Origin of the sequence: Thalassospira profundimaris (assembly GCF_003326795.1) — a bacterium.
Classification (GTDB): Bacteria; Pseudomonadota; Alphaproteobacteria; order Rhodospirillales; family Thalassospiraceae; genus Thalassospira; species Thalassospira profundimaris_C.
This window is the reverse complement of the sequence record NZ_JPWI01000006.1, coordinates 1-25658: the sequence shown is the minus strand read 5'-3', so window position 1 is coordinate 25658 and position 25658 is coordinate 1. Positions and strand designations below refer to the sequence as shown.

25 protein-coding genes and 1 riboswitch are annotated in these 25658 nt (G+C 52.8%); of the genes, 16 read left to right on the top strand and 9 right to left on the bottom strand.

The annotated features are described in order from the left end of the window. Window positions 1–23: 23 nt before the first annotated feature. Both TH30_RS10640 and TH30_RS10635 read right to left on the bottom strand, forming a co-directional pair. Complete coding sequence (locus TH30_RS10640) at window positions 24–692, bottom strand: Crp/Fnr family transcriptional regulator (RefSeq protein WP_114098082.1); 669 nt, start codon at window positions 690–692, stop codon at window positions 24–26. Continuing rightward, window positions 674–1468 carry a sirohydrochlorin chelatase gene (locus TH30_RS10635; RefSeq protein WP_114098081.1) on the bottom strand — a complete coding sequence of 265 codons (795 nt, stop codon included), beginning with the start codon at window positions 1466–1468 and terminating at the stop codon, window positions 674–676. Before TH30_RS10635 ends, TH30_RS10640 begins: the two co-directional genes overlap by 19 nt. A 200-nt stretch (window positions 1469–1668) precedes the next feature. Between TH30_RS10635 and TH30_RS10630 the strand changes: the two genes are divergently transcribed. The 10 genes from TH30_RS10630 to TH30_RS10585 all read left to right on the top strand — a co-directional run bounded on the left by TH30_RS10630 (window position 1669) and on the right by TH30_RS10585 (window position 10619). Continuing rightward, on the top strand, window positions 1669–3393 hold the full coding sequence (locus tag TH30_RS10630) for a nitrite reductase (RefSeq protein ID WP_114098080.1): 1725 nt from the start codon (window positions 1669–1671) through the stop codon (window positions 3391–3393). 73 nt (window positions 3394–3466) lie between these two features. Beyond that, complete coding sequence (gene cobA / locus TH30_RS10625; RefSeq protein WP_114098079.1) at window positions 3467–4291, top strand: uroporphyrinogen-III C-methyltransferase; 825 nt, start codon at window positions 3467–3469, stop codon at window positions 4289–4291. Between the two features lie 16 nt (window positions 4292–4307). Beyond that, entirely contained in the window at window positions 4308–4616 is a 309-nt protein-coding gene (locus tag TH30_RS10620; protein WP_258548684.1) for a c-type cytochrome, read from the top strand. Next, complete coding sequence (locus TH30_RS10615) at window positions 4616–5839, top strand: cytochrome D1 domain-containing protein (RefSeq protein ID WP_114098077.1); 1224 nt, start codon at window positions 4616–4618, stop codon at window positions 5837–5839. The genes TH30_RS10620 and TH30_RS10615 overlap by 1 nt, the downstream gene beginning before the upstream one ends. Before the next feature lie 10 nt (window positions 5840–5849). Continuing rightward, complete coding sequence (locus tag TH30_RS10610) at window positions 5850–6311, top strand: Lrp/AsnC family transcriptional regulator (RefSeq protein WP_114098258.1); 462 nt, start codon at window positions 5850–5852, stop codon at window positions 6309–6311. Further along, window positions 6302–6829: a siroheme decarboxylase subunit beta gene (gene ahbB, locus TH30_RS10605; RefSeq protein ID WP_181850234.1), complete on the top strand. Its 528-nt coding sequence runs from the start codon at window positions 6302–6304 to the stop codon at window positions 6827–6829. The genes TH30_RS10610 and ahbB (TH30_RS10605) overlap by 10 nt, the downstream gene beginning before the upstream one ends. After that, window positions 6816–7265 carry an Lrp/AsnC family transcriptional regulator gene (locus TH30_RS10600; RefSeq protein WP_114098076.1) on the top strand — a complete coding sequence of 150 codons (450 nt, stop codon included), beginning with the start codon at window positions 6816–6818 and terminating at the stop codon, window positions 7263–7265. The genes ahbB (TH30_RS10605) and TH30_RS10600 overlap by 14 nt, the downstream gene beginning before the upstream one ends. After that, entirely contained in the window at window positions 7262–7786 is a 525-nt protein-coding gene (gene ahbB / locus TH30_RS10595; RefSeq protein WP_114098075.1) for a siroheme decarboxylase subunit beta, read from the top strand. The genes TH30_RS10600 and ahbB (TH30_RS10595) overlap by 4 nt, the downstream gene beginning before the upstream one ends. Continuing rightward, window positions 7774–9018: a heme d1 biosynthesis radical SAM protein NirJ gene (gene nirJ, locus TH30_RS10590; protein ID WP_114098074.1), complete on the top strand. Its 1245-nt coding sequence runs from the start codon at window positions 7774–7776 to the stop codon at window positions 9016–9018. Before ahbB (TH30_RS10595) ends, nirJ begins: the two co-directional genes overlap by 13 nt. Further along, window positions 9015–10619, top strand: a complete 1605-nt coding sequence (locus tag TH30_RS10585) for a cytochrome D1 domain-containing protein (protein ID WP_309471219.1) — start codon at window positions 9015–9017, stop codon at window positions 10617–10619. The genes nirJ and TH30_RS10585 overlap by 4 nt, the downstream gene beginning before the upstream one ends. Window positions 10620–10638: 19 nt before the next feature. Here the strand turns inward: TH30_RS10585 and TH30_RS10580 are convergent, their stop codons facing one another. The 6 genes from TH30_RS10580 to TH30_RS10555 all read right to left on the bottom strand — a co-directional run bounded on the left by TH30_RS10580 (window position 10639) and on the right by TH30_RS10555 (window position 16345). Beyond that, on the bottom strand, window positions 10639–10992 hold the full coding sequence (locus TH30_RS10580; RefSeq protein WP_114098073.1) for a cytochrome C oxidase subunit IV family protein: 354 nt from the start codon (window positions 10990–10992) through the stop codon (window positions 10639–10641). A 1-nt stretch (window position 10993) separates the two neighbouring features. Continuing rightward, window positions 10994–11497, bottom strand: a complete 504-nt coding sequence (locus TH30_RS10575) for a cytochrome c oxidase subunit 3 (protein WP_114098256.1) — start codon at window positions 11495–11497, stop codon at window positions 10994–10996. A 110-nt stretch (window positions 11498–11607) separates the two neighbouring features. Next, the gene (locus TH30_RS10570) at window positions 11608–13572 is read right to left on the bottom strand and encodes a nitric oxide reductase activation protein NorD (protein WP_114098072.1); all 1965 of its coding nucleotides are present in this window, start codon (window positions 13570–13572) and stop codon (window positions 11608–11610) included. 15 nt (window positions 13573–13587) lie between these two features. Continuing rightward, a complete protein-coding gene (locus tag TH30_RS10565; protein ID WP_114098071.1) occupies window positions 13588–14397 on the bottom strand; it encodes a CbbQ/NirQ/NorQ/GpvN family protein in 810 nt (269 codons plus the stop codon). A gap of 125 nt (window positions 14398–14522) precedes the next feature. Beyond that, on the bottom strand, window positions 14523–15866 hold the full coding sequence (locus tag TH30_RS10560) for a cbb3-type cytochrome c oxidase subunit I (protein ID WP_114098070.1): 1344 nt from the start codon (window positions 15864–15866) through the stop codon (window positions 14523–14525). Between the two features lie 26 nt (window positions 15867–15892). Further along, window positions 15893–16345, bottom strand: coding sequence for a c-type cytochrome (locus TH30_RS10555; RefSeq protein WP_114098069.1), 453 nt, complete (start codon window positions 16343–16345; stop codon window positions 15893–15895). A gap of 355 nt (window positions 16346–16700) precedes the next feature. Between TH30_RS10555 and TH30_RS10550 the strand changes: the two genes are divergently transcribed. Next, a complete protein-coding gene (locus TH30_RS10550) occupies window positions 16701–17150 on the top strand; it encodes an RrF2 family transcriptional regulator (protein ID WP_114098068.1) in 450 nt (149 codons plus the stop codon). Between the two features lie 164 nt (window positions 17151–17314). Continuing rightward, window positions 17315–18400 carry a methyl-accepting chemotaxis protein gene (locus TH30_RS10545; protein WP_181850232.1) on the top strand — a complete coding sequence of 362 codons (1086 nt, stop codon included), beginning with the start codon at window positions 17315–17317 and terminating at the stop codon, window positions 18398–18400. A gap of 70 nt (window positions 18401–18470) precedes the next feature. On the opposite strand, the gene cobT is transcribed toward TH30_RS10545, so the two are convergent. Beyond that, window positions 18471–19544 carry a nicotinate-nucleotide--dimethylbenzimidazole phosphoribosyltransferase gene (gene cobT / locus TH30_RS10540; RefSeq protein WP_220150302.1) on the bottom strand — a complete coding sequence of 358 codons (1074 nt, stop codon included), beginning with the start codon at window positions 19542–19544 and terminating at the stop codon, window positions 18471–18473. 88 nt (window positions 19545–19632) lie between these two features. Continuing rightward, window positions 19633–19766: riboswitch (cobalamin riboswitch) on the bottom strand. A 322-nt stretch (window positions 19767–20088) separates the two neighbouring features. Here cobT and TH30_RS10535 point away from each other — a divergent pair. The 4 genes from TH30_RS10535 to TH30_RS10525 all read left to right on the top strand — a co-directional run bounded on the left by TH30_RS10535 (window position 20089) and on the right by TH30_RS10525 (window position 25617). Continuing rightward, on the top strand, window positions 20089–21144 hold the full coding sequence (locus tag TH30_RS10535; RefSeq protein ID WP_114098066.1) for an imelysin family protein: 1056 nt from the start codon (window positions 20089–20091) through the stop codon (window positions 21142–21144). A gap of 68 nt (window positions 21145–21212) precedes the next feature. Further along, a complete protein-coding gene (locus TH30_RS22095) occupies window positions 21213–21749 on the top strand; it encodes a hypothetical protein (protein ID WP_181850230.1) in 537 nt (178 codons plus the stop codon). After that, window positions 21746–23296, top strand: a complete 1551-nt coding sequence (locus tag TH30_RS10530) for a multiheme c-type cytochrome (RefSeq protein WP_181850228.1) — start codon at window positions 21746–21748, stop codon at window positions 23294–23296. Before TH30_RS22095 ends, TH30_RS10530 begins: the two co-directional genes overlap by 4 nt. Further along, a complete protein-coding gene (locus tag TH30_RS10525) occupies window positions 23293–25617 on the top strand; it encodes an FTR1 family iron permease (protein WP_114098064.1) in 2325 nt (774 codons plus the stop codon). The genes TH30_RS10530 and TH30_RS10525 overlap by 4 nt, the downstream gene beginning before the upstream one ends. Window positions 25618–25658: the final 41 nt, after the last annotated feature.

Below are 25658 nucleotides of genomic sequence, written 5' to 3'. Positions count from 1 at the left end.
GTCAATATGGTGACCGAAAATATCTACTGCCGGGTGAACTGTTGCAGTCGGTCGAGATCAAGAATGCTCATTTTGGGGTCGCGCGCGATCAGCCCGTCTTCCTCAAGCTTCCGTAATGCCCGTGAGAAGGTCTCTGGCGTCACCCCGATCCGGTTGGCAATCACATGTTTTGGTACATGCTGTGGCTGATCATTCTGGGAAAGCAAAAATTCCGCCAGTCGTTGCGATGGATTGAGTTGCCGCAAACCGTTCAGTTCCTTGAAGAAGAATCGCTCACGCTCGATCAGGGACTGCATCATTCGACCAATCATGAAGCGATCATTCTTCAGACGGCTGATCAATTGCGAGCGACTGACAGCCGCAATCTCGCATCCTGCCTCGCATTCGGCCGAAACAGGATAACGCACACCTGCCAGTACCACCGCTTCGGCAAAGGATTCTCCTGGCCCGACCAGATGGAACAAGGGAACCCGACCATCATCAAGAACCCGGAACAGACGCACTTGCCCTTTTAACAGAATGAAAAACTGATCAGCGTCTTCTCCTTCGCTAAACAGCAGTTCCCGATGCGGATAAATGGTTACAAAAGAGCCGCGGACAATGGCCGGAATTTCGGTGCGCGCAAATGCGGACATCACCGGAATTTTTGAGATCAGATCAATATCCGCACTGGTTATTTTTCGACAAGACATCTGCACGTCCTCGTCAGTTTGCGGGATATCGGCCCAGAATATTCAGAGCCACCATCGAGCCAGCGAAGATTGACATATTCGGCCAGCAATACCGACAGTTCCCACCAGGTTCCAACAGGAGAAAGTATCCGGAGATTTTCGTCTGGACGCATATCAACAGCAGCCGGAATATCGACCCTGCAATGGAAGCCATCCCCCGCCATCAATGGAATGAAAACAGCCTTGCGGTTTTGCGTCCTTTCCCGCCACTGATCGAGCGGGAAACAGCCTTCGAGCTGCACGTTATATACTTCATTATGCCCAAGAGACCGGGCAACTGCGTTTCTGATTTCAAGGAAGTTTCGCGCCGGTCGCCTATCGCTTTTGCGCCCGTGCGAGACCAAGAAAACCGCAGGGTTTCTGACTTTACCATTCAAGGGCAAGGTCGAGTCGACTACTCGATGAGTCAGCATCCGGCCAAACCCCGGCAAACATCCGGCAGCGGGCAATATCTGAGCACGACTGCCTTCAATATTTTCTGTCGTCGGAGACAAGAGATTGACGGTGTCAATACTCTGAGAAAACAGAAGCGGGAACAGAAGAATATCTGCCGGCTGGTTCTTGAGAACATCTTCCAGAACAGTCTGAATATCCGGAGAGCTGTGCAAGAATGCCAGCCGAACCTCAAAATGCGGCAAGAGCTGTTGCAAACGTCCCTGAAAGACTTCTCCTGGCAATGCACCTGATCGCTGCGTTCCGTGAGCAACAATGATCAGAACCGGATCACGGATCAACATGCCGTCACCTCATTAATTGATCTCTCTTTTCCCGATTTTCTTTGATTTTGGTGGTCCCGTATTGATTCCGGTCAAGGATCGAACCACCGAAACCCATAATGTCCGTATGGTTATTTGATCATCGTCAAGGCTGACCATCCTCGAAAGGTAAACTCTCCGCAGCCGGGAGCGAGGGCTTTCATTTTCCTAAGGAGGGACGCATGACACTCACAACCCGACTAAGACGTACTGCAGCGCCGCTTGCATTTGGCTTTGGCCTTATTCTGACAACAGCGGCTTTTGCACAGGACAAACATCCGGAAGGCGAAAGTACTTATGAACCAAGCTTGGAATCCATTCCAAGCACGGGGGATCAACCCGGTGTTCATGAAGGCGTGCCGACCATGACATCTGATGAATTCGATCAGGGGCGCAAGATTTTCTTCGAGCGCTGTGCAGGGTGCCACGGTGTATTGCGCAATGGCGCAACCGGACCGGCACTGACAACCGATCGGACCCGTGATTTGGGGTACGATTATCTTCGTGATTTCATCACCTATGGATCACCAGCCGGGATGCCGAACTGGGGCACCTCGGGTGACCTGACCGAAGAACAGGTCGATATCATGGCACGCTATGTCATGCAGGACCCGCCGCAGCCCCCGGAATGGGGTATGGCCGCAATGAAGGAAAGCTGGAAAGTCGTCGTTCCGGTTGACCAGCGTCCGACCAAAAAGATGAATGATCTCGATATCGAGAACCTGTTCTCGGTAACATTGCGCGATGCCGGTCAGATCGCCCTGATTGATGGTAACGATTACAAAATCAAATATGTAATCGACACTGGCTACGCTGTTCACATTTCACGCGTATCAGCATCCGGACGTTATCTTTTCGTGATCGGCCGCGATGCCAAAATCGACATGATCGATTTGTGGATGAAAGACCCGATCGTGGTTGCCTCCATCAAGGTTGGCCTTGAAGCACGTTCTGTCGAAACATCCAAGATGAAAGGATGGGAAGACAAATACGCCATTGCGGGTTCCTACTGGCCTCCGCAATTCACGATCATGGATGGCGAAACACTGGAACCGCTTGAAATCGTATCGACGCGTGGCATGACCACCGACGAGAAGGAATTCCATCCGGAACCGCGTGTTGCAGCGATCGTTTCGTCGCACTACAACCCGGAATTCGTCGTTAACGTCAAGGAGACCGGTCAGGTTCTTCTGGTAAACTACGAAAATCTGGATGCCCTGCAGGTCACCGCAATTGATGCAGAACGTTTCCTGCATGACGGCGGATTCGATGCCAGTGGCCGCTATTTCCTTGTTGCAGCCAACGCCCGTAATACCGTCGCGGTGATCGACACCAAGGACCGCGTTCTGACCAAACTTGTTGAAGTCGGAACAACGCCGCATCCGGGGCGCGGGGCGAACTTTGTTCATCCTGAACTCGGACCGGTCTGGGCTACCAGCCATCTGGGCGACGAAACCATTGCCCTGATCGGAACGGACCCGGAAAAACACCCGGACAGTGCCTGGAAAATGGCAGCGTCTATTGATGGTCAAGGAGGTGGTTCCCTGTTCATCAAGACCCATCCGAATTCGACCAACCTTTGGGTGGATACGCCGCTGAACTCGGATGCTGAAATCTACCAGTCGGTTGCCGTGTTCAACATCAACGATCTTGAAGCCGGATATGACATTCTCCCGATCGCAGAATGGGCCGATGTCGGTGAAGGCGCCAAACGTGTCGTTCAGGGTGAATACAACAAGCAGGGAACTGAAATCTGGTTCTCTGTCTGGAACGGCAAAGCCGAGAAATCAGCTATCGTTGTCGTTGACGACAAAACCCGCAAGCTCAAGAAGGTCATCAAGGATGATCGTCTTGTGACCCCGACCGGGAAATTCAACCTCTACAACACCCAGCACGACGTCTACTGACCGTGTATCCGGGGGCTGCAAAGCCCCCGGATTTCTGCACATCTGGTCAATCCGGTAAAAAGGAAAATCCGCCATGAGCAAACCGGGATACATCTATCTTGTCGGGGCCGGGCCAGGAGACCCGGAATTGCTGACACTCAAGGCCGCACGTCTTCTGGACCGCGCGGATGTTGTCGTTTATGACCGGCTTGTTTCCGAAGATATTCTTGATCTGGTCAATCCGTTTGCCGAACGCATCTATGTTGGCAAATCAACCGGGCGTCATAGCCTCAAACAATCAGAAATCAACACATTGCTGGTGCATCTGGCGCATTCCCACCAACACATTGTCCGTTTAAAGGGGGGAGACCCCTATATTTTCGGACGTGGTGGTGAAGAGGCAGAGCATCTCAGCCTTCATGAAATTCCCTTTGAAGTTGTGCCCGGTATTACAGCAGCAGCCGGATGTATGGCCAAGCTGAACCTGCCACTGACCCACAGAGGTCTGGCAACCGGTGTCCGTTTCGTTACGGGACATATGCAGGCCGACGCAATGCCAACGCATGACTGGCGATCATTGGCAGATCCCAACACGACGCTTGCGATTTATATGGGGGTAAAAACAATGCCTCTCATCGCCGGCAAGCTGATGGAGCACGGTCTTTCGGGAAACACCCCGGCAATTATCATCGAAAATGGCGCCACCCCGGAACAGCGGCATTTTCAAACCACGCTTGATCATCTGTGTACGGACCTTGACCGCATGCATGTAAACCCGCCCTGCATGATTGTCATCGGACGGGTGCTGTCACTGGCAGACCGGCTGTCATTGCCCGCTACCAGATACATGGTTGATGACACCGATCAGTCGATATCGGTTCTTTCTGACAAAGCCCTGCATTATGCGAAAACGGCATAAAACCATAGGCACGCTTGTGGCGGGATGGACATTTCTTGTCGCGGGCCCGGCTGTCGCGTCCGAGCTTCAGGAGCATGCCCGGACGCCATCTGCTCTGGAACAAATGGTGCGTCAGGATTGCGGTTCCTGTCATGGCCTGACTTTCAAAGGCGGACTCGGATCGCCATTGCTGCCCGAAAATCTTGAAAATTACAGCGTCGAAGATCTGAGCTCCATCATCCTTGACGGATTGCCGGGAACGGCGATGCCACCGTGGCGCGCAATCATCAGTGAAAGCGAAGCTGCCTGGATGGCCCGATACCTGAAAACAGGAGGATCCAAATAATGCCGCGTTTCTTTCCTGCGAAGACAAGGCGTTCGCCATTTCGCCCGTTAGCGACCCTGATCGCAATCGGAGCCGCAATTGCGTTGAATGCCTGTGCATCCTCCCCCGTTGCCCTGCGGGGAACGGCCGATCTGGCAACTGTTATTGCCCGTGCAAGTGGCGAGGTCGCCGTTCTTGACACCAGCAACAAACAATTTACCGGGATAATTGGTGGTCTGGGTGATCTTTCACATGCCTCCATCGTTTACGCCCGTGATGGCCGGTTTGCCTTTGTGTTTGGGCGAGACGGCGGCTTGACCAAGATTGACATCCTCAGCCACAAAATTGTGGTACGGACCCTGCAGGCAGGCAACAGCATCGGCGGTGCAATCAGCCAGGACGGAAAACTTGTTGCTGTCGCCAATTACGAACCCGGCGGTGTCCGGGTATTCGACGCGGAAACGCTGGAATTGGTGGCCGATATTCCGACCACGATTGATGGGGGTCCTGACCGGTCAAAGGTAATTGGCCTTGTCGATGCGCCGGGCAACCGGTTTGTCTTCAGTCTTTGGGATACGGGTGAAATCTGGATTGCCGATTTCTCGGCAGGGAATACACCATCTGTCACACGATACCAGAATATAGGCATCCAGCCCTATGACGCACTGATCACGCCGGATGGCCGCTATTACATTGCCGGACTGTTTGGTGAAGATGGCATGGCATTGCTTGATCTTTGGCATCCGCAATCAGGCCCGCAACGCATCCTTGATCACTATGGCAAGGGCGAGGAACGGCTACCGGTTTACAAGATGCCACATCTGGAAGGTTGGGCCATTGCCGGCAAGCGGGCCTTTGTTCCGGCGGTCGGTCGCCATGAGGTTTTGGTGATCGATACCGAAACCTGGCAGGAAGTCGGCCGCATTCCCGTTCATGGACAACCGGTCTTTGTCATGGCCCATCCCGATGGTCGCCATGTCTGGGTCAATTTTTCAGTCCCCGATTATGACACCGTGCAAATCATCGATACTCAAACTCTGGCCATCGATGGTGAATTGAAACCCGGCACCGGTGTCCTTCACATGGAATTCAGTCCCCGTGGCGATCAGGTCTGGCTGTCGGTTCGCGATGACAACAAAGTCGTCGGATATGATCCCTATACCCTGAAACCGATTGCAGAACTTCCTTTGCCCAGCCCAAGCGGCATCTTCATGTCCGACCGCGCAGGCCGGATCGGGTTGTAGGAGGATCATGATGCAAGAACGCCTTTCCCCGACACAACAGCAACTTATCGAAGCCTTTCAACGCGGTTTTCCAACCACATCACGCCCGTTTGCAACAATCGCAGAACAAATCGGCAGCGATGAAGGCAGCGTTATGGCAGCCTTCGCGGATCTTAAAAACAAGGGGTATCTTGCCCGCATCGGGGCGACTTATGCCACGGGGCGGGTCGGGGCATCCACCCTTGCGGCAATGGAAGTCCCGCAATCCGAACTGGAAAAAGTGGCCGAAAAAATCAGCCGCTTTACCGAAATCAATCACAATTACGAACGCGAAGATAAACTCAATTTGTGGTTCGTGATCACCGGCGCCACCCGGAATGACCTTGTCAGGACAGTCGAAGCCATCGAGGCCGAGACAGGTCACACGGTTCATCTGATGCCGATGATTGAACATTACCGACTTGATTTGGGTTTTAACTTGCAATGGAACTGACCGAACTTCATCACCGGTTGATTGAACAGCTGCGCAACGGCCTGCCGATTTGTCCGCACCCCTATGCTGTTATTGCCAACACGTTGGGGATAACAGAAGAAGGCGTCATTTCCGCGCTGGATCAACTGATTGAAAATGGCCTGATCAACAGGTTCGGTATGATATTGCATCACCGGGCACTGGGATATCAGGCCAATGCGATGTGTGTGTTCGATGTCCCCGACCCGATGGCAGCAGATATCGGGCGAGCAATGGCAAGATTGCCTTATGTCACCTTGTGTTATCGGCGTGAACGCGTGGCAGGGGTTTGGCCCTTTAATCTTTATTGCATGATCCACGGACGGGACAAACACACTGTTCGTGCGCAAATCCGCCACATGACCGCGCGGCTCGATCTTTGTGACATGCCGCAGAAAGTCCTGTTCAGCAAACGATGCTTTGCCCAGCGCGCAGGTAAGTATGGCGCTGTGCCTTTTACTGCAAAGAACATGGCAGGAGGACAACATGGATCAGCTTGAACGCGATTTGCTTAACAATCTGCAAGGCGGTTTTCCTATTTGCGCCCACCCGTTTCAAGTTCTGGCCGAACGCCTTGGCTATTCTGAAGATGTCCTGATTGAAGGCGTCCAGCAACTGATTGCCAAAGGATATATCAGCCGCTTTGGACCACTTTTTAACACCGAAAAGCTTGGGGGGGCCGTGTCACTTGCTGCAATGGCTGTTCCGCCCGAAAGGTTTGATGCGGTTGCTGATCAGGTCAATTCCTTTGAGGAAGTTGCCCATAATTACGAGCGCGATGATCGGCTGAACATGTGGTTTGTGGTTCTGGCCAGCGATGAAATCGCACTGGCTAATGTTCTTGCCGAGATTTCTCGCGAAACCGGGTTGGAGGTTTTGAACTTTCCCAAGGAACAAGAATATTTTCTTGAACTCAAGCTGGAGGTACCGGAATGAACAACCCTGTACCAGTTCCTGAACTTGACGAAATTGACGAAGCCCTGATCCGTGCGACACAGTCGGGGTTACCGATCACTTCGACCCCCTATGGCGATATCGGTCTTGGCATCGGTTTAAGTCCCGATGAAGTCGAACAACGCCTGCAGCGCATGCTTGATATCGGTGTCATCCGGCGGATCGGCATCATCCCCAATCACTATCAGTTCGGTTACCGCGCTAACGGCATGAGCGTCTGGGACATTGATGACGACAGGATCGACGAGATGGGTGAAACCATCGGCGCTCTTGATTTCGTGTCCCACTGCTATCGGCGGCCACGGCATTTGCCGGAATGGCCGTTTAATCTGTTTGCCATGGTTCATGGCACATCACGCGACATCGTCGAAGCCCACGTTGCGGAAATTCGCAAAATTCTGGGCGATACCGTTCATGACCACCGCATTCTTTACAGCCGTCGCATTCTGAAAAAGACCGGCTTGCGCTGGCGCAAAAGCAAGGAGCGGAAATGCTGCGAGTAAGCCAATATATCCGGGCCGCGATCGAGATTGCCGAAAACGGCGGATCCGTACCTGCGTCTTCCCGCAAACATGCCCAGCTTGCCAACCGGGGACCAGTCGTAATCTGGAACCTGATCAGACGTTGCAATCTGACATGCCGGCATTGCTATGCCTCTGCCGTGGATAAGGATTTCCCCGGGGAACTGACCACCGCACAGGTTTTCAAAACAATGGAAAATCTGCGCGATTTCAATGTCCCTGTTCTGATCCTGTCTGGTGGCGAACCTTTGATGCGACCTGACATTTTCGATATTTCGGCCTACGCCAAGGAACTTGGGTTCTATGTCGCCCTGTCAAGCAATGGCACGCTGATTGACGAAACCAACATCGATCAGATTGCCAAGGCCAATTATGATTATGTCGGAATAAGCCTTGATGGGTTGAACGAAACCCATGACTATTTCCGGCGTCTGGACGGTGGATTTGATCTCGCATTGCGGGGCGCAAAACTGTGCCGCGATGCCAAACTGCCCGTCGGCATCCGTTTCACCATGACCCGAGAAAACTATCAGGATTTGCCGGGTCTTCTCGATCTGGTTGAACGCGAACGGATCGACAAATTCTATTTCTCTCATCTGAATTATGCGGGACGCGGTAACCATAACCGCAAGGATCACGCATTTTACAACATGACCCGTGACGCCCTGTTGATGATCTTTGCCCGTTGCGAGGCAGACCTGAAAGCCGGTATCGCACGCGATTATGTGACTGGTAACAATGATGCTGATGGCGTTTTCCTGAAATTCTGGATCGATCAGCACTATAGCAGCGCATCCGAACACATCACCCGGATGCTTCGCCGCTGGGGTGGCAATGCATCAGGTGTGAATGTTGCCAATATCGACAATCTTGGAAACGTTCATCCCGATACGATGTGGTGGCAGCATACGCTTGGCAATGTTCTCAAACGGCCGTTTTCCGACATCTGGCAGGATATCAGCGACCCATTGATGGCCGGGCTTAAACAACGGCCTCGCGCGGTCGGGGGACGTTGCGGGGAGTGCCAGTATCGCGACATTTGCGGCGGCAACACCCGAACGCGTGCCTATCAGCTTACCGGTGATCCCTGGGCTGAGGATCCCGGCTGCTATCTTGCCGATGCGGAACTGGGCATTACCGGTCATCATGATCGACTGGAAACGGTCCCGTTTGCCGCAACAAGACGCCGCGGTCAGGTGGAGCACGCATCATGAGAACCCCGTCTGGCACCTTTCTGCGAAAGCTTGCCATGGTCACGGCCCTGACCACAGTGGCCGCGATGCCTGCATTTGGCCAAGAAACCTTTTCCCCATCCCAGAAGGCTGATGCCGAAGCACTTTATGCCACCCATTGCGCCGTTTGCCATAACGGTGACCGATTGGGCGGAATGGGACCGGCACTTTTGCCCGAGAGTCTTGAAAAACTGCGTGGCAAAACGCTTGAGGGCGTTATCTCAAAGGGCCGCGCGGCAACACAGATGCCTGCGTTCGAAACCGTTCTGGATCAAACGGATATTACCCTTTTAGGTGAATGGTTGCGTCAACCACTTGCCAAGATACCCGGTTGGGAAATGGCCGACATTGCGGCCAGTCATGAAGTTTTTGTCGATCCGGCAACATTACCGGCCAAGCCAAAGTTCAATAGTGATCCGCTTAATCTGTTCACCGTGGTCGAAGCCGGGGATCACCATGTCACCATACTTGACGGCGACAGCTTCAGCCCGCTTGACCGGTTCCAGACCCGCTTTGCCTTGCATGGTGGTGCGAAATATTCACCGGACGGAAGATTTGTCTATCTGGCTTCCCGCGATGGCTGGGTGCAGATGTATGACCTTTATTCTCTACAAATGGTTGCCGAAATTCGTGTTGGTCTGAACACCCGAAATGTTGCGGTTTCCAGTGACGGCCGCTACCTGATGGCCGGCAATATGCTACCGCACAGTCTGATCCTGCTTGATGCTTACGACCTTCGACCATTACGACTTATTCCGGTTGCTGGCGATCGTGGAAAAACATCGCGCGTATCGGCTGTATATACGGCACCACCGCGACAAAGCTTTATCGTTGCATTGAAAGATTTGCCTGAAGTCTGGGAGATTTCCTATGCCGATTCTCCCCGGCCGGTATATCCGGGCTTTGTTCACAACTACGAAGAAAACATGGTCGAAGCGCTTGATGTGCAGCACGGACCATTTCCTGTTCGACGCATAAGACTTGCCGACGGGCTCGACGATTTCTTCTTTGATCAGGAATATCGTTATCTGATCGGTGCGGCCCGCAATGGACGGGACGGACAGGTGGTCAACCTGAATGTCGGGCGCAAGGTTGCCAATATTGCCCTTGAAGGCATGCCCCATCTTGGATCGGGCATTACCTTTGAATATCAGGGGCGACAGGTTCTTGCCACCCCGCACCTTAAGGATTCAAAAATCAGCGTTATCGACATGACGACCTGGGAAACGATCAAGACAATTGAAACGCTTGGTCCCGGCTTCTTTACCCGCAGTCACGAAAACACGCCTTATGCCTGGGTCGATGTGTTTTTTGGTCCTGATAAGGACGCCGTCCATATCATCGACAAACGCACCCTTGAAATCGTCAAGACATTGCGTCCCGAACCGGGCAAGGTTGCCGCACATGTTGAATTTGATCGCAGCGGCAAACACGCCTTGCTTTCGATCTGGGATGATGACGGGGCTGTCATTGTTTACGATGCCGACACGTTCAACGAACTCAAACGCATCCCGATGAAAAAGCCGGTCGGAAAATATAACGTGTTTAACAAGATCACCTATTCCGAAGGCACCAGTCACTAACAGCAGCGACGTAAATATATCAGGGCATCATTAAAACAATGATGCCCTGGCTTGCGAAAACACCAACAAGAATGACGATCAGAAAAGCCATGAATAACCCGCGCCAGCTTCCTGCGGCTGGTCCCAGCCCCAGATAGAACCGCAAGATCAGCCAGGCCTTGCAACAACCAACCGCCATAATAAAGCCGACCGAGATCAGTCCCAATGACCGTTGAACTGCGCCATCAACGGTCAATCCCAGAACGAGCGACAGGATCGTTATGGCACTTGCCGCAAGCCAAACCCTGACAACAATCCGGGACGATGTTTCGGTTGTTCCCGACATAACGGCATCATTTTCATCAAGTTCTGAACAGGTTTCTTGCGCGGCCATCTCATCTCACCAGATAGATCACAGGGAAAACCAGAACCCAGACCATATCGACCATATGCCAGAATGCTGCGGCGGTTTCGACATTGATCCGGCTGGGCCAGATTGCAACAACCCCCAGAATGCCAAGCCCCAGAACGACATGCAGGGCATGAAAGCCGGTAATCAGAAAATAAAGCGTGAAAAATGTCGTGCTTTCCAAACCGATCCCGGCATCGAACTTGGCTGTGTATTCCATCAATTTGATAATCAGGAAAATCACCCCGAAGATCGACGTTGCCAACAGCCATAGCCTGCACCCCGACCGATTGTCTTCATTGATTGCTTTGGTTGCCAAGACGGCAAACAGTCCACTGGTCAGCAGCACCAACGTATTGATACCGCCTGCCAATCTGTCCAGTTGCAACTGATCCTGCGCAAATCCGGCAGGATCGCCAATTCGAACTGCCGAAAACACCAGCAAAAATGCCCCGAAGACGACAAGTTCGGACAAGATCAATACCCACATGATCGGGTGCCCAGGCAAGTGTTCGAGACCGCCCCAGGAAGCTTCGTCGTCAGGTGTTTCTGTGTCTCCAAGACTCAAGATGGGCTGTTTTTGAATGTCGCCCTGCATCATCACCGCACCAGTTGTCGATAGATGCGCGGCAATGCGGATGGTAACTTTTCAAGCCGGGCGACAATCGCATGGCCGCCAACGCCAAAGATATAGGGGAAATAGTCCTGCGCCTTGCGGTCCACGGTCACCCCGAACAGACCAATCCCTGCCTGTCGACATTCGCGGACTGCACGGCGACTGTCCTCGATGCCGTATCGTCCCTCGTAATGATCGATATCATTCGGTTTGCCGTCCGTAATGACCAGCATCAGGCGATGCTGGTGAGGCCGTTCACCAAGCAATTTTCCCATATGCCGTATCGCGGTTCCCAGACGGGTGTAATACCCTGGACGCAGTCTTTGAATCCGGTTCTGACATTCGACTGACCAGTCTTCGCTGAAATCCTTGATCGCGTTGATCCGGACCCAATCGCGCCGACGCGAGGTAAAACTGTAAACCCCGAAATCATCACCACAGGCATCAAGTCCGCCAGCCAAAACCGAAAGGGCCTGCTTTTCAACATCGAGAACACGATTGTCCTGTATCCAGGCATCTGTCGACAATGAAACATCGATCAGAACCGCGACCGAAAGATCACGGGCCCGCCGCACGGTATCAAGATAAATCCTGTTGCTGAGCTCGCCATTGCCTTTCTGGTCACATTGCGCACGAATGACCGCTTCAAGATCAAGTTCGCCACCATCAAGCTGGGCGCGCAACACCTCATGGCGCGGACGAAAGGCCTCAAACTGGCGACGCACCTGACGGATCTGGCGTCGTTCGGTTTCTCCGGGCTGCCAGATGTCGGTCTCGCTGACATTTTCGTCACCTGACTGCATGATGACATTGCAGAAATCCGGACGGTAAGATTGTTGCCGGTAATCCCATTCGGGATATGTCCATTTGCCAATCACGCGCCCTTCGTCTGCTTCACGCGGTGGCAGATCAAGATCAAAACGCAGTTTGGTCGCTGCCTTTCGCTTGCAATCGGAAATTTCCATTTCCTCAAGTTCGTCAGCCGCTTTCTTGGCATTCTGTTCTTCTTCGTCATCCATCGGCCGATTGACATTGACCATCTCGGCAATCGAAAGGATCTTTTCAAATCGGTTCAGGGCAAGCGGGTCATTCCGCCCGGCCTGATCATTCTTGCGCCGACGGGCCTGTTTTTTACGTTCCCGATCACCATCCTGGGCGGGTTCGTCGGGATCGTCAGCGTCAGCCTCACCATTTCTGCCTGATGTACCGACATGAACGGCCTCCCCCCAAAGGGGCACCGGCAGGAACGGTGCATAACGAAGCGGCTTAAGACCCGCTTCTCTGATCTTTTTCCCAATATCCTGCGCATCTTGCTGACAGTCGAAAATCAGGGACCAGACAGGATTTGTGTTTTCAGGTCCCGACTGGTCAAGGATGTTTTGCACGCATTCTTCGATCTGCTGTTCAACAGGCGGCAGACGACGGACGGGCCGCAACGCGGCAAAGGCCTCGAATAACCGCTGGCGCAAGGCAAGAATGCCAGGGAAATTCTTTTGCACGGCACGGTCTGTTTGCATCGCGCGGACAAGACGCATGATATCAGCAGCGAACGCATCTTCCTGCACGGCAGGTTGCGGCTCCGAAACCGCAAACCATGCCATCAGCCAGACATACAAATCGCGGTTAAGCGAACTGTCGGAGAACAACGAAATGACAGGCGGCATTTTTACCGCGCTCTCGTTCATTTCAGCCATGGCAATTTGTTCATCGACAAGTCCGATCCGCTGTCGCCAGCTTAGCCGGTGTGTCGAAACACGCTTATCGATCTGACAAAATTCAAGGGCCGGATCGCCACCCAATGTCCGAAACAGGACTGGCAGATATGACCGTAAATCGGCGAAGCGAACTGCCTGTTCCGGATATTCGCGGTAGCTTTCCTGATGACGCGTGGCAATCCGGTGCCACAACATCCCCACCTGTTCTTCGAATTCAAGAAAATCAAAGCTCATGACACCCTCCCGCGGTCAGCCACGGATGATGCCAATTGCTTCGCGCAGACCGGTTATAATGTCACGATCATCGCTCAACGGTTCGATAATCGCTGCCTGGATCGCATCATCGAAAGCAACACCGGTTTTAAGCAATGTTGCGCAATAGACCAGCAACCTTGTCGAAGCGGCTTCTTCAAGGTCAATCCCGGCCAGATTGCGGATATTGCCAGCTATACGCACAAGAATGCGCGCACCTTCGGCATCAATTCCGCTTTCGCGCATAATGATATCGGCTTCGGTATCGGGGTCGGGGAAATTGAACTCAACGGCCAGAAAACGTTGCCGCGTAGAAGGTTTAAGCTGCTTGAGAAGATTCTGGTATCCCGGGTTATAGGAAACAACCAGCATGAAATTGTCCGGCGCTTCAAGCAATTCACCTGTGCGATCAAGCGGCAGCAAACGACGATCATCGGTTAGCGGGTGGAGCACGACCGTCACATCTTTTCGCGCTTCGACCACCTCATCAAGATAGCAGATCCCGCCATTGCGCACGGCACGCGTCAGGGGACCATCCACCCATACAGTTTCGCCCCCCTTGATCAGATAGCGGCCTGTAAGGTCGGCAGCGGTCAAATCATCATGACAGGAAACGGTATAAAGCGGCATGCCAAGCTTGGCGGCCATATGCGATACAAATCGGGTTTTTCCGCATCCTGTCGGGCCCTTCAGCAGAAGAGGAAGATGGCGTTGCCATGCAACTTCAAAAAGCTGCTCTTCATTGCCGGTCGGCTGGTAAAACGGAACAGGAACCTCGGGAGTTGACTGTTTAAGAGCGGTAGACATCGTAATGCTCCTGCACTGGATAAGGCAAAAAAGGTAACGGCCGACATCGAGAACCGGTCGGCCGTTACCAGCAGCGTGTCACCAATTAAAAGAACACGAACCAGGTCTTTCTGACTTGATTACCGTCATTCGGCCGGCTGGCTGATCCGTGTTGCGGCACGAGATGCGCGGGGCACCACCACCAAAGACCAGACGATCAGCACAACACCAATCAGAACCGCGACACCCGCCCCAAGACGCATCCAATAAAACAGGGCAACCTGATCCTGAACGTCCATGTAGTTCATGCCCAGAACGCGTTGCAGATGAGTTTGCACAACACCGGCAAAAGTCAGGGTAAAGGTCATGAATGCCATACCGCTTGTCGTGATCCAGAAGCCCCACATATTGAGCTGCTGGTTAAAGGGTTCACGCCCGCGAAGATACGGCAGTGCATAGGTAAAGATCGCAAGGTTGAGCATCACATAGGCCCCGTAGAAGGCCAGATGCCCGTGAGCTGCCGTTACCTGTGTACCGTGGGTGTAATAGTTGATGGACGACAGGGTATGCATGAAGCCCCAGACGCCAGCCCCGAAAAACGCCATCACGGAACAACCAAGCGACCACAACAGGGCAGCCTTGTTCGGATGGTCACGGCCACCTTTCCACACCATGTAGAAACAGAATATCACCATGGCAAAGAACGGCACGACCTCAAGTGTTGAAAACACATTACCGATCCATTGCCAGTAACCCGGCGTTCCGATCCAGTAATAGTGGTGGCCGGTCCCGAGGATGCCGGTAAACAGCGTCAAAGACACCATGACGTAAAGCCATTTTTCAACAACTTCGCGGTCGATACCGGTCATCTTGATCATCAGGAAGGCCAGGATTGACGCCATGATCAGTTCCCAGACACCTTCGACCCACAGATGCACCACATACCACCAGTACATCTTGTCGACGGCCAGGTTGGACGGGTTGTAGAAGGCAAACAGGAACAGCAATGCGACAAACCACAATGCGATCATCAGGACGTTTGAAACCGCTGTTTTACGTCCTTTGAGCAAGGTCATCGTTGTGTTGTAAAGGAACATCAGTGCCACAACGACAATACCGACCTTGATCGGCAGCGGCTGTTCAAGAAACTCGCGGCCTTCGTGGATGCCGAAGATATATCCGACAACAGCGGCGGCCGCTGCAATCATGAACAGCCAGAACTGGATAATCGCCAGTTTGGGGCTGTGAATCTCTGTCTCGCATTCTTCGGGCAGCAAATAATATGCCGCGCCGAAATACCCCATCAACAGCCACACAATCAGCGCATTGGTGTGAATCATGCGGATGACGTTAAACGGCAGCAATTCGGACAGAAAATTGGGGAAAACATAAACAGTGCCCGCAACAACACCGAACAGAATCTGGGCTGCGAACAATGCCAGTGCGCCATATATGTAATATAGCGCAACCTTTTGAGATTGATATTTCATTGTAGCCTCGTTTCCATCAGCACCGGTCAACCCGCCTCGTTAGGCGGCCAGTTCTGCGTATCGATTTCACTGGTCCATTTCAGGAAATCGACAAGCTGTTCCAGTTCCTGATCTGAAAGGTTGAATTGCGGCATCTGGCGACGGCCCTCGATACCTGACGGCTGAGCCTGCATCCATGATTTGAGCATGTCACGCGCTCCTTCCGGATCATCCTTACCGCCATACCGCACCCAGACATTGCCAAGTTCGGGTGCATAATAGGCACCTTCCCCCAGAAGGGTGTGGCAGTTGATGCAGGAATTGCGTTCCCAGATATGCTTGCCCGCTACAACAGATTCTGTCAGCTGATCCGAATTGCTGGACTCGTTGACGATATAGTTGTGGCTATGCAAGGTCAGTCCAAGAAAGATGACCAGGAAGAAGATCGTTCCGCCGTAAAAGATGTTTCGGGCGGCAGATTTTGTCAGACGTTCCGACATTTGAACGAATCCTCACTCCGATTGACAGTTCCAAGCCGCTCTGTCCCCAAAACGGCATTCTCGCATCATTTGCCAAGCCTGCATTTCGCTCCTTGATTGCCGTCAAACGAAAAATTCCCGCCATTTGGCGGGGGCATGTGCGGGAACAGCTAACGGAGCAGAATTGCCGGTTTCAGGTGAATGTGACCAAACAGGGTGTAGAACGGTTTGATCGCCAGTCCTTTGTGATCGTACCTTGCACGACGGGGACACCATTTTATCGCGTTGAATTTCGCAGCATTGGGCTGGCTGGCCGAGAAAAGAAGTGTAGAATATACATGTTTAAATCTGCGTCTGAACACGGATCGAGCTCGCCATGCGCCTGACCCACTTCACCGACTACACCCTGCGGGTACTGATCTATCTTGGCTTGCATCAGGATCGTCTGGTCACGATTGATGAAATCGCCAATGCCTATGAAATTTCGCGCAATCATCTGATGAAGATCGTTCACCATCAGGCCCGCACAGGGGTGATTGAAACCGTTCGGGGCAAGGGCGGCGGCATGAGACTCGGTCGCGTCCCTTCGGAAATTGGCATTGGCAAGATTGTTCGGGATACAGAACAGGACATGGCGCTTGTCGCCTGCTTTGACCCCGCACATCACGGTGAATGCCGGATCGAAAGTGCCTGTTTCCTGCGACATGCCTTGATGGAAGCAAGCAATGCCTTCTATCGAACTCTCGACAATTACAGTCTGGCGGACCTTTTAAAGCCGCAAGCCCAATTATCCTCGTTGTTTTCTCAATCCTCGCCGTCAGTGTGAGACACTGATCACCTCAAGCGGAACACGGCTTCCCGTCGTATAAGTGCGTTCCTGCAAATTTAAACAGGCTGCCATGCCTTAACATGTATTCACATTACATCTTTAAACATGTATTTTGTTTACATGTTTAAAGATGTCGGAACATGTACCGAAGGAAACCAGCTATGTTCGAATCACTTTCCACCCAGAACAATATGGCCTCCCTTTCCCGCGAAAACGAAATGGAAGCTCTCCGTGCGCGTGTCGCCGAGCTTGAGCAGGAACAGAAGATCACCCGATCCATTTTTGGAAATCTGGCTGCCTTTGGAGACTCCCTGATTACCGTGCGCGAGTCTTTTTCCGACCTGTCCGCCTTGCTGGTTGAAACCAGTCGCGCCAATCAAGATGCCCGACATCAATCCGGTGAAAGCCAAACCGGCCTGAAAAACATGTCATCGCACATCACAGAAATCAGCAAGCACATCCGTGCGGCCTCTGCACAAATCAGCACGCTAAATGACAATGCCGGACAAATCGGCTCTATTCTTTCGATGGTTGATGATGTGTCGCGTCAAACCAAACTCCTGGCATTCAATGCAAGCATCGAAGCCGCACGTGCCGGAGAAGCCGGAAAGGGCTTTGCGATTGTCGCGACCGAAGTCCGTGGATTGGCCAATCGCGCAACCGAAGCAACTTTGGAAATCGGCAAGCTGGTTCGTAAGATCCAGTCACAAGCCGATAGTGCCGATCGTGACATGAAAACCAATGCGGGCTCTGCTTCTGATCTGGAATCAGATGCCAATACACTTCTGACAAGAACCCAGCATATCCTTGATATTTCGACCGAAGGACAGTCCGCAATGTCGATGGCTGCCATTCTTAGTGAAATAGAACTAGCCAACCTTGAAGAACTTGAACTCAAGCTTGCCGTCTATCGGGTTTTCATGGGGCTATCGGATGCAACCGAAGCAGACTTTCCGCCGGAAACCGACTGCCGATTGGGGCAGTGGTATTACGATGGCAGTGGCCACGGTCTTTTTGCCGATATGGTTGATTTCAAGGCGCTTGAAATCCCGCATCGCCAAGTCCACGACAATGCCCGCAAAGCCGTGAGCTTTTATCGTCAGGGGCAACTTGATCTTGCCCTTCAGTCCTTGCAAGCCATGGAACATAACAACCTTGATGTCATGCAGCGCTTGCGCAACATGATCCGAAAGGACCGGGCGGCCCAAGCAGCCCGGTCAAGCACATCTTTAACGGACGCGGCGTAACGTCTTTACATATTTTCAGGCCAACATCCTCCGGCGATATTTCGGACCAGAGGATGTCGGCCTGATACCTTTAAGCCTGCTTCTCACATGGCGTATCGCGAGTAATCCCGATGTCTCCGAAGCTTGCCATATTATTGTGACACTGTGCCGCAGCCCGGACAATCAACCCGGCAAGCACGGCTCCGGTGCCCTCGCCCAGACGAAGGTCAAGATCAAGCAACGGACGCTTTCTGATCCGGTCCAGCAATAACCTGTGCCCCGGCTCCGCTGATCCATGCCCGACCATGCAATGCATCAGGCTTTTGGAAGATGTTTCATGCAGTGTGGCCGCTGCCGCACTGCATATAAACCCGTCAAGCATAACCGGAATGCTTAGCAGCCGGGCGGCGATAATCGCCCCGGCCATCGCAACGATTTCCCGGCCTCCGACACAGCGCAAAACGTCCAGACCATCTTTCACCGACATATCGTGGCAGGCTTTTGCCTGCTTCACGATATTGATCTTCCGCTTGTACTGATCGCGGTTGATACCTGTTCCCGATCCTACCCAGTCGCCCGGCGTACCATCCCACATGATATGGCAAATTGCCGCAGCAGATGTTGTATTCCCGATCCCCATTTCCCCCGGGCACAGGAACGAGGCATCCGGGTTCACTGCCTCCATGCCGATACGAAAAGCATCAACGCATTCATCTTCGCTCATCGCTGCTTCAACGGTGAAATCACGGGTCGGACGGTCCAGATCAAGGGCTCGCACTGTCACCTCGGCCCCAAGTTCCGTACTGAACTGATTGATCGCGGCCCCGCCCTTTGCAAAGTTATCAACCATCAATGCCGTGACGGACGGTGGAAAAGCAGAAACATCATGCTGCACAATTCCATGGTTTCCTGCAAAGACACAAACTTGCGGGTAATCCATTTGCGGAACGTCACTTTGTTGCCACCGGCACAACCAGAAAACAATTTCCTCAAGTCTGCCCAGGCTGCCGCGCGGCTTTGTCAGTTCAAGGTCCCTTTGCCGTGCCTTGATCACCGGCCCTTCATCGGCCATCGGCAATGACCCGAGCAACGCCCGGATATCATCAAGCGACTGGATGCCCTCTGAAATATTTGTCTTTTCGTGCTTTGCACGGGTTTCCAACATTCAACCTTCTCCTGGAAAGGCAAGATTGCGGCAGTTCTGCCATGACCTTTTCCATCGGCACACAATCTTGTTGAAACGTGTTTTACTCGTCTTCTGGCTCCCGGTCGGAACGCTCCAAACTGCCTTCCCGAATGGATTGCTCATTCAGTGACTGCCGCTCTGGCATTGTTTGCAGCATACCGGTTACAGCGGCGGGACCGCTGCGGATTTTCACCGCATTCCGTTAGCAAAACTCACTATTCCCCAAAGGCAAAAGGCCACGGCCACGGACCTTGATCCAACCCCCGTGACCTTTCGCTCAATGCGGGTAACCGATGGATTAAGACACCAGCACCAGCCCGTGAACTTGATCATCGTCAAATCGCTTGGCGCGATAAAAGCCCGACCAGTTTGACTTGACCAGCATCAAGTTCGCCTCTTTTCGCAAATGATAATTGTTATCACAAATATTCCCGCACCGATTATTCGGTGAAACAGGCGGGCCGTATTCGCAACCCCGTCTGTTTTACCGCAACCGCCATTTTTTGATCTGAAAGGTAGGAATATGTTCAAGAAACCCGTTCTTCTGACCGCCGCACTGGCATCGTGTCTTGCAATCTCGGGCAATGCCTTTGCAACTGATGATGCGGAAATCAGGGGCCTTGAGAATGTCAAACAGTTTACACTTGATCATAATGAACGACTGATCTCGCAGGCAGGCTTGCTTGAAAATGCAGTGTCTGCCTATGCCGATATCATCGCATCACATGATGGAAACTATGCTGCTGCCTGGCAGGCCAAAGGCCCTGTTCTGGCCGGTCAGATACAAAATATCCGAACACTCTGGCTAGAAGCATCCAACCAGTATGAAACCATTGAAGGTATCGTTGCCGGGATCCCTGAAACCGCAAAATATGACCTGATCCTTGATGCTGGCAATCCCGGAACCGAAAACGAGGATATCGCCCAATACGATCTGACACTCCCTGACGGAACCGTGCTTTCCCGGCCGGGAAACCTTTTCCACGGCATCACGGAACCCCTGTTCTGGGGCATGGAGGAAAGCCATATCAAGCTGGTCGCAGACCTCAATGACGATGGCAAACAAGCACCGGGAGAAATGCTTTTTGATGCCAATCTCGGACTTGGTGCGGCACAGGCCCTGACGCACTGGGCCAAAAAATTGCATAGCGACATGTCGGTCTGGAAGCCGAACCGTGACGATGCCTTTACCTCGGTTGTGACAATGACACCAACAGTTGGCGACTATTTCGGTGAGTGGAAGGAATCCCAGTTCATCACCGGAGAAGTCGGTGCCTTTGTCGCGCAAAGCCGCCTTGCCGATGTTCAGGGGATCATGGGCGGGTGCAAAAAAATGTATTTCAACGCCATCTCGCCAGTTGTTTCCGCTGATAATCCCGACCTTGATAGCCGGATCAAATCAGGCTTCGAAGAACTTCTTTCGCTGGTTGAGGATACCTATGCCCGCGAAAAGTCCGGTGAAAAATTCGGCATTGAAGAAGCCGATGCACTGGGCAACGAGGCCCAGGATATTGCCGACCGGATTGTCGCAATGATCCTGCAGGCCGCAGCCCAGAACAAAGTCAATATCCGCGGCTAATTTGTCCCGCATCAATCAAGCCGGCGGACATTGAAGTCCGCCCGGCTTGACGACCAGCAAGAACAGCCATGACGACAAAAAACACAACTTTCCCGCTTTCAACTGTCCAGTACGTTCCTGCACGTGCAGGTGTAATGAGCCTGATCCGCGCGAACTCGCGGATGCAGGTTCTGACATATCTTTTTGCCCTCCTGCTTGGCACCGGACTTTATCTGGAATTCTTCGCCGGACATAACTGGAACGCTGGTGAAACTGTTTTGCTGTTTCATCTATTTGTCGGGCTGATTTTTACTGTCCTGTTTCTTGTCTGGGTCGCGAGCCATATCAAACAGGGTCTCGCGACAAGTCAGCGCAAAATATTCACCGGACTGAGCTGGTTGCTGATCGCAAAATACATTCTGATCATCGCAACCGGATGGCTGATGGTCGTGCCCCCTGCAATCTACCTGACCGGGAAAATCTGGTTCTGGCAGTTCGAAACAACCTATCTCCTGACTTTTCTGCATTTATGGGGGGCCGTCACTGCCATGATCGGTCTGGTTATTCATCTGGGGTTGCGGCACTGGTGCAACCCGACCCCGCATTCAAACCGGGGGGAGAAATGAAAAGACAACTCAAAGCCAATCTCCCGCTTTTGATATCTGGCTGTATCATTGGCATCCTGATTGTCGTTTCCCTTTATCTTCTACGCCCTCCCGCGCCGGAACCGGGCATCGACCTTGTCAATATCCCGTTCTATCAGTTGCCCTTTGGACCGGATGAAAATGGTGCAGAACGGCCTTTCTGGCCGTCGCGACTGCAAACCGATAACGGTCGTCTTGTCGATCCGTCAAAAATTCAGTCCGCCGCAACCTGTGCCACCTGTCATCAAAAGGAATTTGATGAGTGGGCCCCGTCGCTGCATGCCATAGCCGGTCGCGACACAGTTTACGAACGCGCTGTAGAGGCCAATGAAAACTTGCACCGTGACGGGATCGAACGTGCACGGTTTTGCGAAGGATGTCATGCACCGGGTGAAGTTCTGGCAGGACGTACCAATCGCTTCAAATCTGTCATGCCTTCAGACGCCGAGACCGAAGGGATCAGTTGCGTCATGTGCCATACCGCTACCCATGCCGACCCTCTTGAAGGCAATGGGGCGCTTACCCTAGCTGTGAATACCGGTGTCGATCAACTCTCCAACCCGATGATCCTTGCCGCACCGCGTGATCATGCCCGTGCCTTTGGTGCAGCCAAGACCAATGCCCTGATTGCCAGCGCTGATTTCTGCGGCGGATGCCATACCGAAAACTATGATCAATCGATGTCCAAGGCGACAACAAGACAACATGTCCAAAGCACCTTTGTCGAATGGCGCGACAGCTGGTACGCCCAAAATGACATCACTTGTCAGGACTGTCACATGGCGCCGGATCCGGCATCCTATGTTCGACAAATCCGCGACGGGGACATTCGCAAACCTGAACGCTATGCCCATAACTTTGTCGGGGCAAATTACCTGATGTTTGATACCTCTCTTGGATCAAACCTGACATGGTTACGCGGCGGGATATTGCCAGGACTAACCAAAGAACAAAACACTCGCCTGATTGAAAAACAGGGAACGGCAACATCAGCCCTGTTGCGCGCTGCTGCCGGACTTGCCCTGAAAGGCAGTCACGTTACCGATAACCGGCTCGTTTTTGACATCGCCGTACAGAATCTTGGTGCTGGTCACAACCTGCCAACAGGTGTGATCGATCAGAAATATATGTGGCTTGAAATTGTGGTTTCGGACGCAGACGGCTCGGTGATCTATCATTCCGGCAGCTTCGATACCGAACGCGGGCAAACCGATCCAGACGCGGTTATCTGGCGCGAAGACTTTCGCGACAGTGCGGGCAATCGCATTCCCGATCATCTGACTTTCATAACCGCAGAGATAACGCATTTGCGCAAAGGCGTCCCCCCAAAAGGCGAAGACATCGTTACCTATGACGTTGCGCTTTCCGGTGACAACACCGGCCCTTACCAGATCACCGCACGTCTCTGGTACCGGGTCGCCACCCAGGAATTTATCTTCAACACATTGAAGACCGACCTGATTGTCCCTCCCTTCGAACTTGTCAGCGCAACGTTCAGTCTTCCTGCAGATAAAAAGGCACGGCCATGACCCCCTGTATTTTCCGATTGGCTTTACTGACCTTCGTGATCATCGCAGCCCCGCTATCAAACGGTTTTGCTCAACCAAACCTTGCCTGGCAGGATGCCGAAGAATTACAGAGCACAAGTGCCTCTCTGATCCGGATGATGTATCGGCCTGTTGATCATGCTCTGGAAGAAAAGGCGGCGGGCAAACTGGCCAGAATTCAGTCGCTTTGGAACGACCATCTTGCCGCCTCCTTTGAAATCGCTGTTCCGGATCAGGCCCGCACTGTTTCCGACGCACTGATTGATTACGCAAACGCGGTTTCAACATGGAACCCGGCCAAAGCGGCATCTGCCCATGCCGACATCCGCACGGCAATACTCCATGGTGCATTTGCAAGAACTGTTGATCTTCTGAATTCCGGTGATGTCGAAACTGCATCACAATGGCTGAATATCCGTGAATATGCCCGCACATCGCGCGACACTGCCGCCAGTATTGCCATGCGCGAAGCACTTGCCGGTCGTCTTTCCCCTCTTCAGACCCGCGATATTATCAAGACTGAGTTACTTGGCATTTATGCCAGCGAATTACGACGCGAGCTTGCCGATGCGCGAACCCATCTTGCACAGAACTATACCGTCCAACTGGCTGGAACCATTGCCCGCGCCCAAGGCTTGCACCGCCTTCTTGCAGGTAATATTACCGAACGGCTTGGCCCGCAAAAGGGCACTGAAATCAGCAACATCATGACCGGGTTACGCACAGCATCCGGGGACGACGAGCTTGAGACAAACCTTCAACATCTTCAGGATCTGTTCGCGACCTATGCCCCGACCAGCCTGCCACAGGATGAACTCGAACGACGGGTCCGGCTTCTGGCGCGCTTTTTGAACCTGATCCCGCTTGAATATGAAAAAGGTGTTCGCGACGGCGAAATCACCATTCCGTTTGAATATTTCGAAGCACAGCTTTTCCGTGACCGTGCCCAGATGATCTATGGCGATCTTGGTCATGACCTCTCACAACGCCACCCCCGATCTTTCGACCGGCTTGGTACTATTCTCGACGAGATGAAATATCTGATCAGCAGCAAGGGAAACCCTGAGCAAATCCGAAATCTTGCCACCGAAGGGCAGGAAATCATTGCCGACACCTATGGCAGTGACACGGCCAATGGCGGATACAAGGCATCATTGCTGCTGCTTCCCGATCTGTTTGACGAGATTTTGCTGATTGCCCAAGCCGGCGACTGGGCCGAGGCAGAGCTTAAACGGCTGGAAGCCTATGCCTTTTTCGATCCCGATATTGAACAACGGCTTGTCCCGCGTTCGCCTTCTCTTGCCCTGAAACTGGAATCAGATTTCTGGGAAGGCAGCATCACGGAACCAGGCTTGGGCAAACTCATCGCTGATCACGGCCCTCTGGAGCCCCTTAAAATCACCGTCGATCGGATGAAACGACAAACTACCGAGGCGTCGACCATCCTCGACACACAATTGTCCTCGCTTGGTGCTTTCGTTCAATCTCTTGCGATTTTGTTGCGCGAAGGGCTCGAGGCTGTCCTGATTCTTGCCTGCATGATCGGGGCACTTAAATCAAATGGCGTCAAAGCCAAAGGACCGAACGGATGGTTATGGCCGATCACGCTCGGCATCACCCTGGCCCTGGCAGGATCTTTCCTTCTGTGGTTTGCCGTCGGAAAATTGTTTGCCATGAGCACCTTGCAACGCGAACTCCTTGAAGGAGGAACCGCCCTTGTTGCAGCTGCCGTGCTTTTCTATGTGACGCACTGGATTTTCCGCAAAGCCTATGTCGGCGACTGGATGGCTGAGATTAAACACAAAGTCGCGCTGACCTCCGATGCAAGAAAAGGCGACAAACAGAAGTTTCTTGGCTGGTTCACCCTGCTTTCGCTGGCTTTCCTGATTGTCTTTCGCGAAGGCTTCGAGACAGTCTTGTTTTATGAAGCATTGCTGATCGATGCGCCGACACTACCGGTTCTTGGCGGATTGTTTACTGGCACAGCTTTGTCCCTTGTGGCAGCTTTCGCCATACTGGGGCTGGAAACGAAATTGCCGATAACTACCTTCTTCCGGACAACAGGGATTCTTTTGGCAATTCTTTGCATCATGCTCGTCGGCAGTGGCATCCGGGGCCTGCAAACCGCCGCGATTATGTCCGCCACCCCGGTCTCATGGTTCCCGGATGCACCCTGGTTGCAGTTGTATTTCGGTCTCTACCCGGTAACGGAAACCCTGCTGGCACAGGGACTGCTCACGGCCATTCTGATTATCTCATTGGCCATTCCAGCATGGTCACGTATTCGGACAGTAAAAACCTGATTGGATGTATGGGCAGGATTAGCGCTCGCTTTGCTCGCTCA

What these genes read in the sequence shown, in the direction of transcription:
- TH30_RS10570 (WP_114098072.1), bottom strand. Translation starts at nt 13,572, where the DNA reads ATGAGCTTTGATTTTCTTGAATTCGAAGAACAGGTGGGGATGTTGTGG.
- TH30_RS10615 (WP_114098077.1), top strand. Translation starts at nt 4,616, where the DNA reads ATGCCGCGTTTCTTTCCTGCGAAGACAAGGCGTTCGCCATTTCGCCCG.
- TH30_RS10530 (WP_181850228.1), top strand. Translation starts at nt 21,746, where the DNA reads ATGAAAAGACAACTCAAAGCCAATCTCCCGCTTTTGATATCTGGCTGT.
- ahbB (WP_114098075.1), top strand. Translation starts at nt 7,262, where the DNA reads ATGAACAACCCTGTACCAGTTCCTGAACTTGACGAAATTGACGAAGCC.
- TH30_RS10560 (WP_114098070.1), bottom strand. Translation starts at nt 15,866, where the DNA reads ATGAAATATCAATCTCAAAAGGTTGCGCTATATTACATATATGGCGCA.
- cobT (WP_220150302.1), bottom strand. Translation starts at nt 19,544, where the DNA reads ATGTTGGAAACCCGTGCAAAGCACGAAAAGACAAATATTTCAGAGGGC.
- TH30_RS10610 (WP_114098258.1), top strand. Translation starts at nt 5,850, where the DNA reads ATGCAAGAACGCCTTTCCCCGACACAACAGCAACTTATCGAAGCCTTT.
- TH30_RS10565 (WP_114098071.1), bottom strand. Translation starts at nt 14,397, where the DNA reads ATGTCTACCGCTCTTAAACAGTCAACTCCCGAGGTTCCTGTTCCGTTT.
- TH30_RS10545 (WP_181850232.1), top strand. Translation starts at nt 17,315, where the DNA reads ATGTTCGAATCACTTTCCACCCAGAACAATATGGCCTCCCTTTCCCGC.
- TH30_RS10575 (WP_114098256.1), bottom strand. Translation starts at nt 11,497, where the DNA reads ATGTGGGTATTGATCTTGTCCGAACTTGTCGTCTTCGGGGCATTTTTG.
- TH30_RS10580 (WP_114098073.1), bottom strand. Translation starts at nt 10,992, where the DNA reads ATGGCCGCGCAAGAAACCTGTTCAGAACTTGATGAAAATGATGCCGTT.
- TH30_RS10555 (WP_114098069.1), bottom strand. Translation starts at nt 16,345, where the DNA reads ATGTCGGAACGTCTGACAAAATCTGCCGCCCGAAACATCTTTTACGGC.
- TH30_RS10600 (WP_114098076.1), top strand. Translation starts at nt 6,816, where the DNA reads ATGGATCAGCTTGAACGCGATTTGCTTAACAATCTGCAAGGCGGTTTT.
- TH30_RS22095 (WP_181850230.1), top strand. Translation starts at nt 21,213, where the DNA reads ATGACGACAAAAAACACAACTTTCCCGCTTTCAACTGTCCAGTACGTT.
- TH30_RS10640 (WP_114098082.1), bottom strand. Translation starts at nt 692, where the DNA reads ATGTCTTGTCGAAAAATAACCAGTGCGGATATTGATCTGATCTCAAAA.
- TH30_RS10550 (WP_114098068.1), top strand. Translation starts at nt 16,701, where the DNA reads ATGCGCCTGACCCACTTCACCGACTACACCCTGCGGGTACTGATCTAT.
- ahbB (WP_181850234.1), top strand. Translation starts at nt 6,302, where the DNA reads ATGGAACTGACCGAACTTCATCACCGGTTGATTGAACAGCTGCGCAAC.
- nirJ (WP_114098074.1), top strand. Translation starts at nt 7,774, where the DNA reads ATGCTGCGAGTAAGCCAATATATCCGGGCCGCGATCGAGATTGCCGAA.
- TH30_RS10630 (WP_114098080.1), top strand. Translation starts at nt 1,669, where the DNA reads ATGACACTCACAACCCGACTAAGACGTACTGCAGCGCCGCTTGCATTT.
- TH30_RS10635 (WP_114098081.1), bottom strand. Translation starts at nt 1,468, where the DNA reads ATGTTGATCCGTGATCCGGTTCTGATCATTGTTGCTCACGGAACGCAG.
- cobA (WP_114098079.1), top strand. Translation starts at nt 3,467, where the DNA reads ATGAGCAAACCGGGATACATCTATCTTGTCGGGGCCGGGCCAGGAGAC.
- TH30_RS10585 (WP_309471219.1), top strand. Translation starts at nt 9,015, where the DNA reads ATGAGAACCCCGTCTGGCACCTTTCTGCGAAAGCTTGCCATGGTCACG.
- TH30_RS10525 (WP_114098064.1), top strand. Translation starts at nt 23,293, where the DNA reads ATGACCCCCTGTATTTTCCGATTGGCTTTACTGACCTTCGTGATCATC.
- TH30_RS10535 (WP_114098066.1), top strand. Translation starts at nt 20,089, where the DNA reads ATGTTCAAGAAACCCGTTCTTCTGACCGCCGCACTGGCATCGTGTCTT.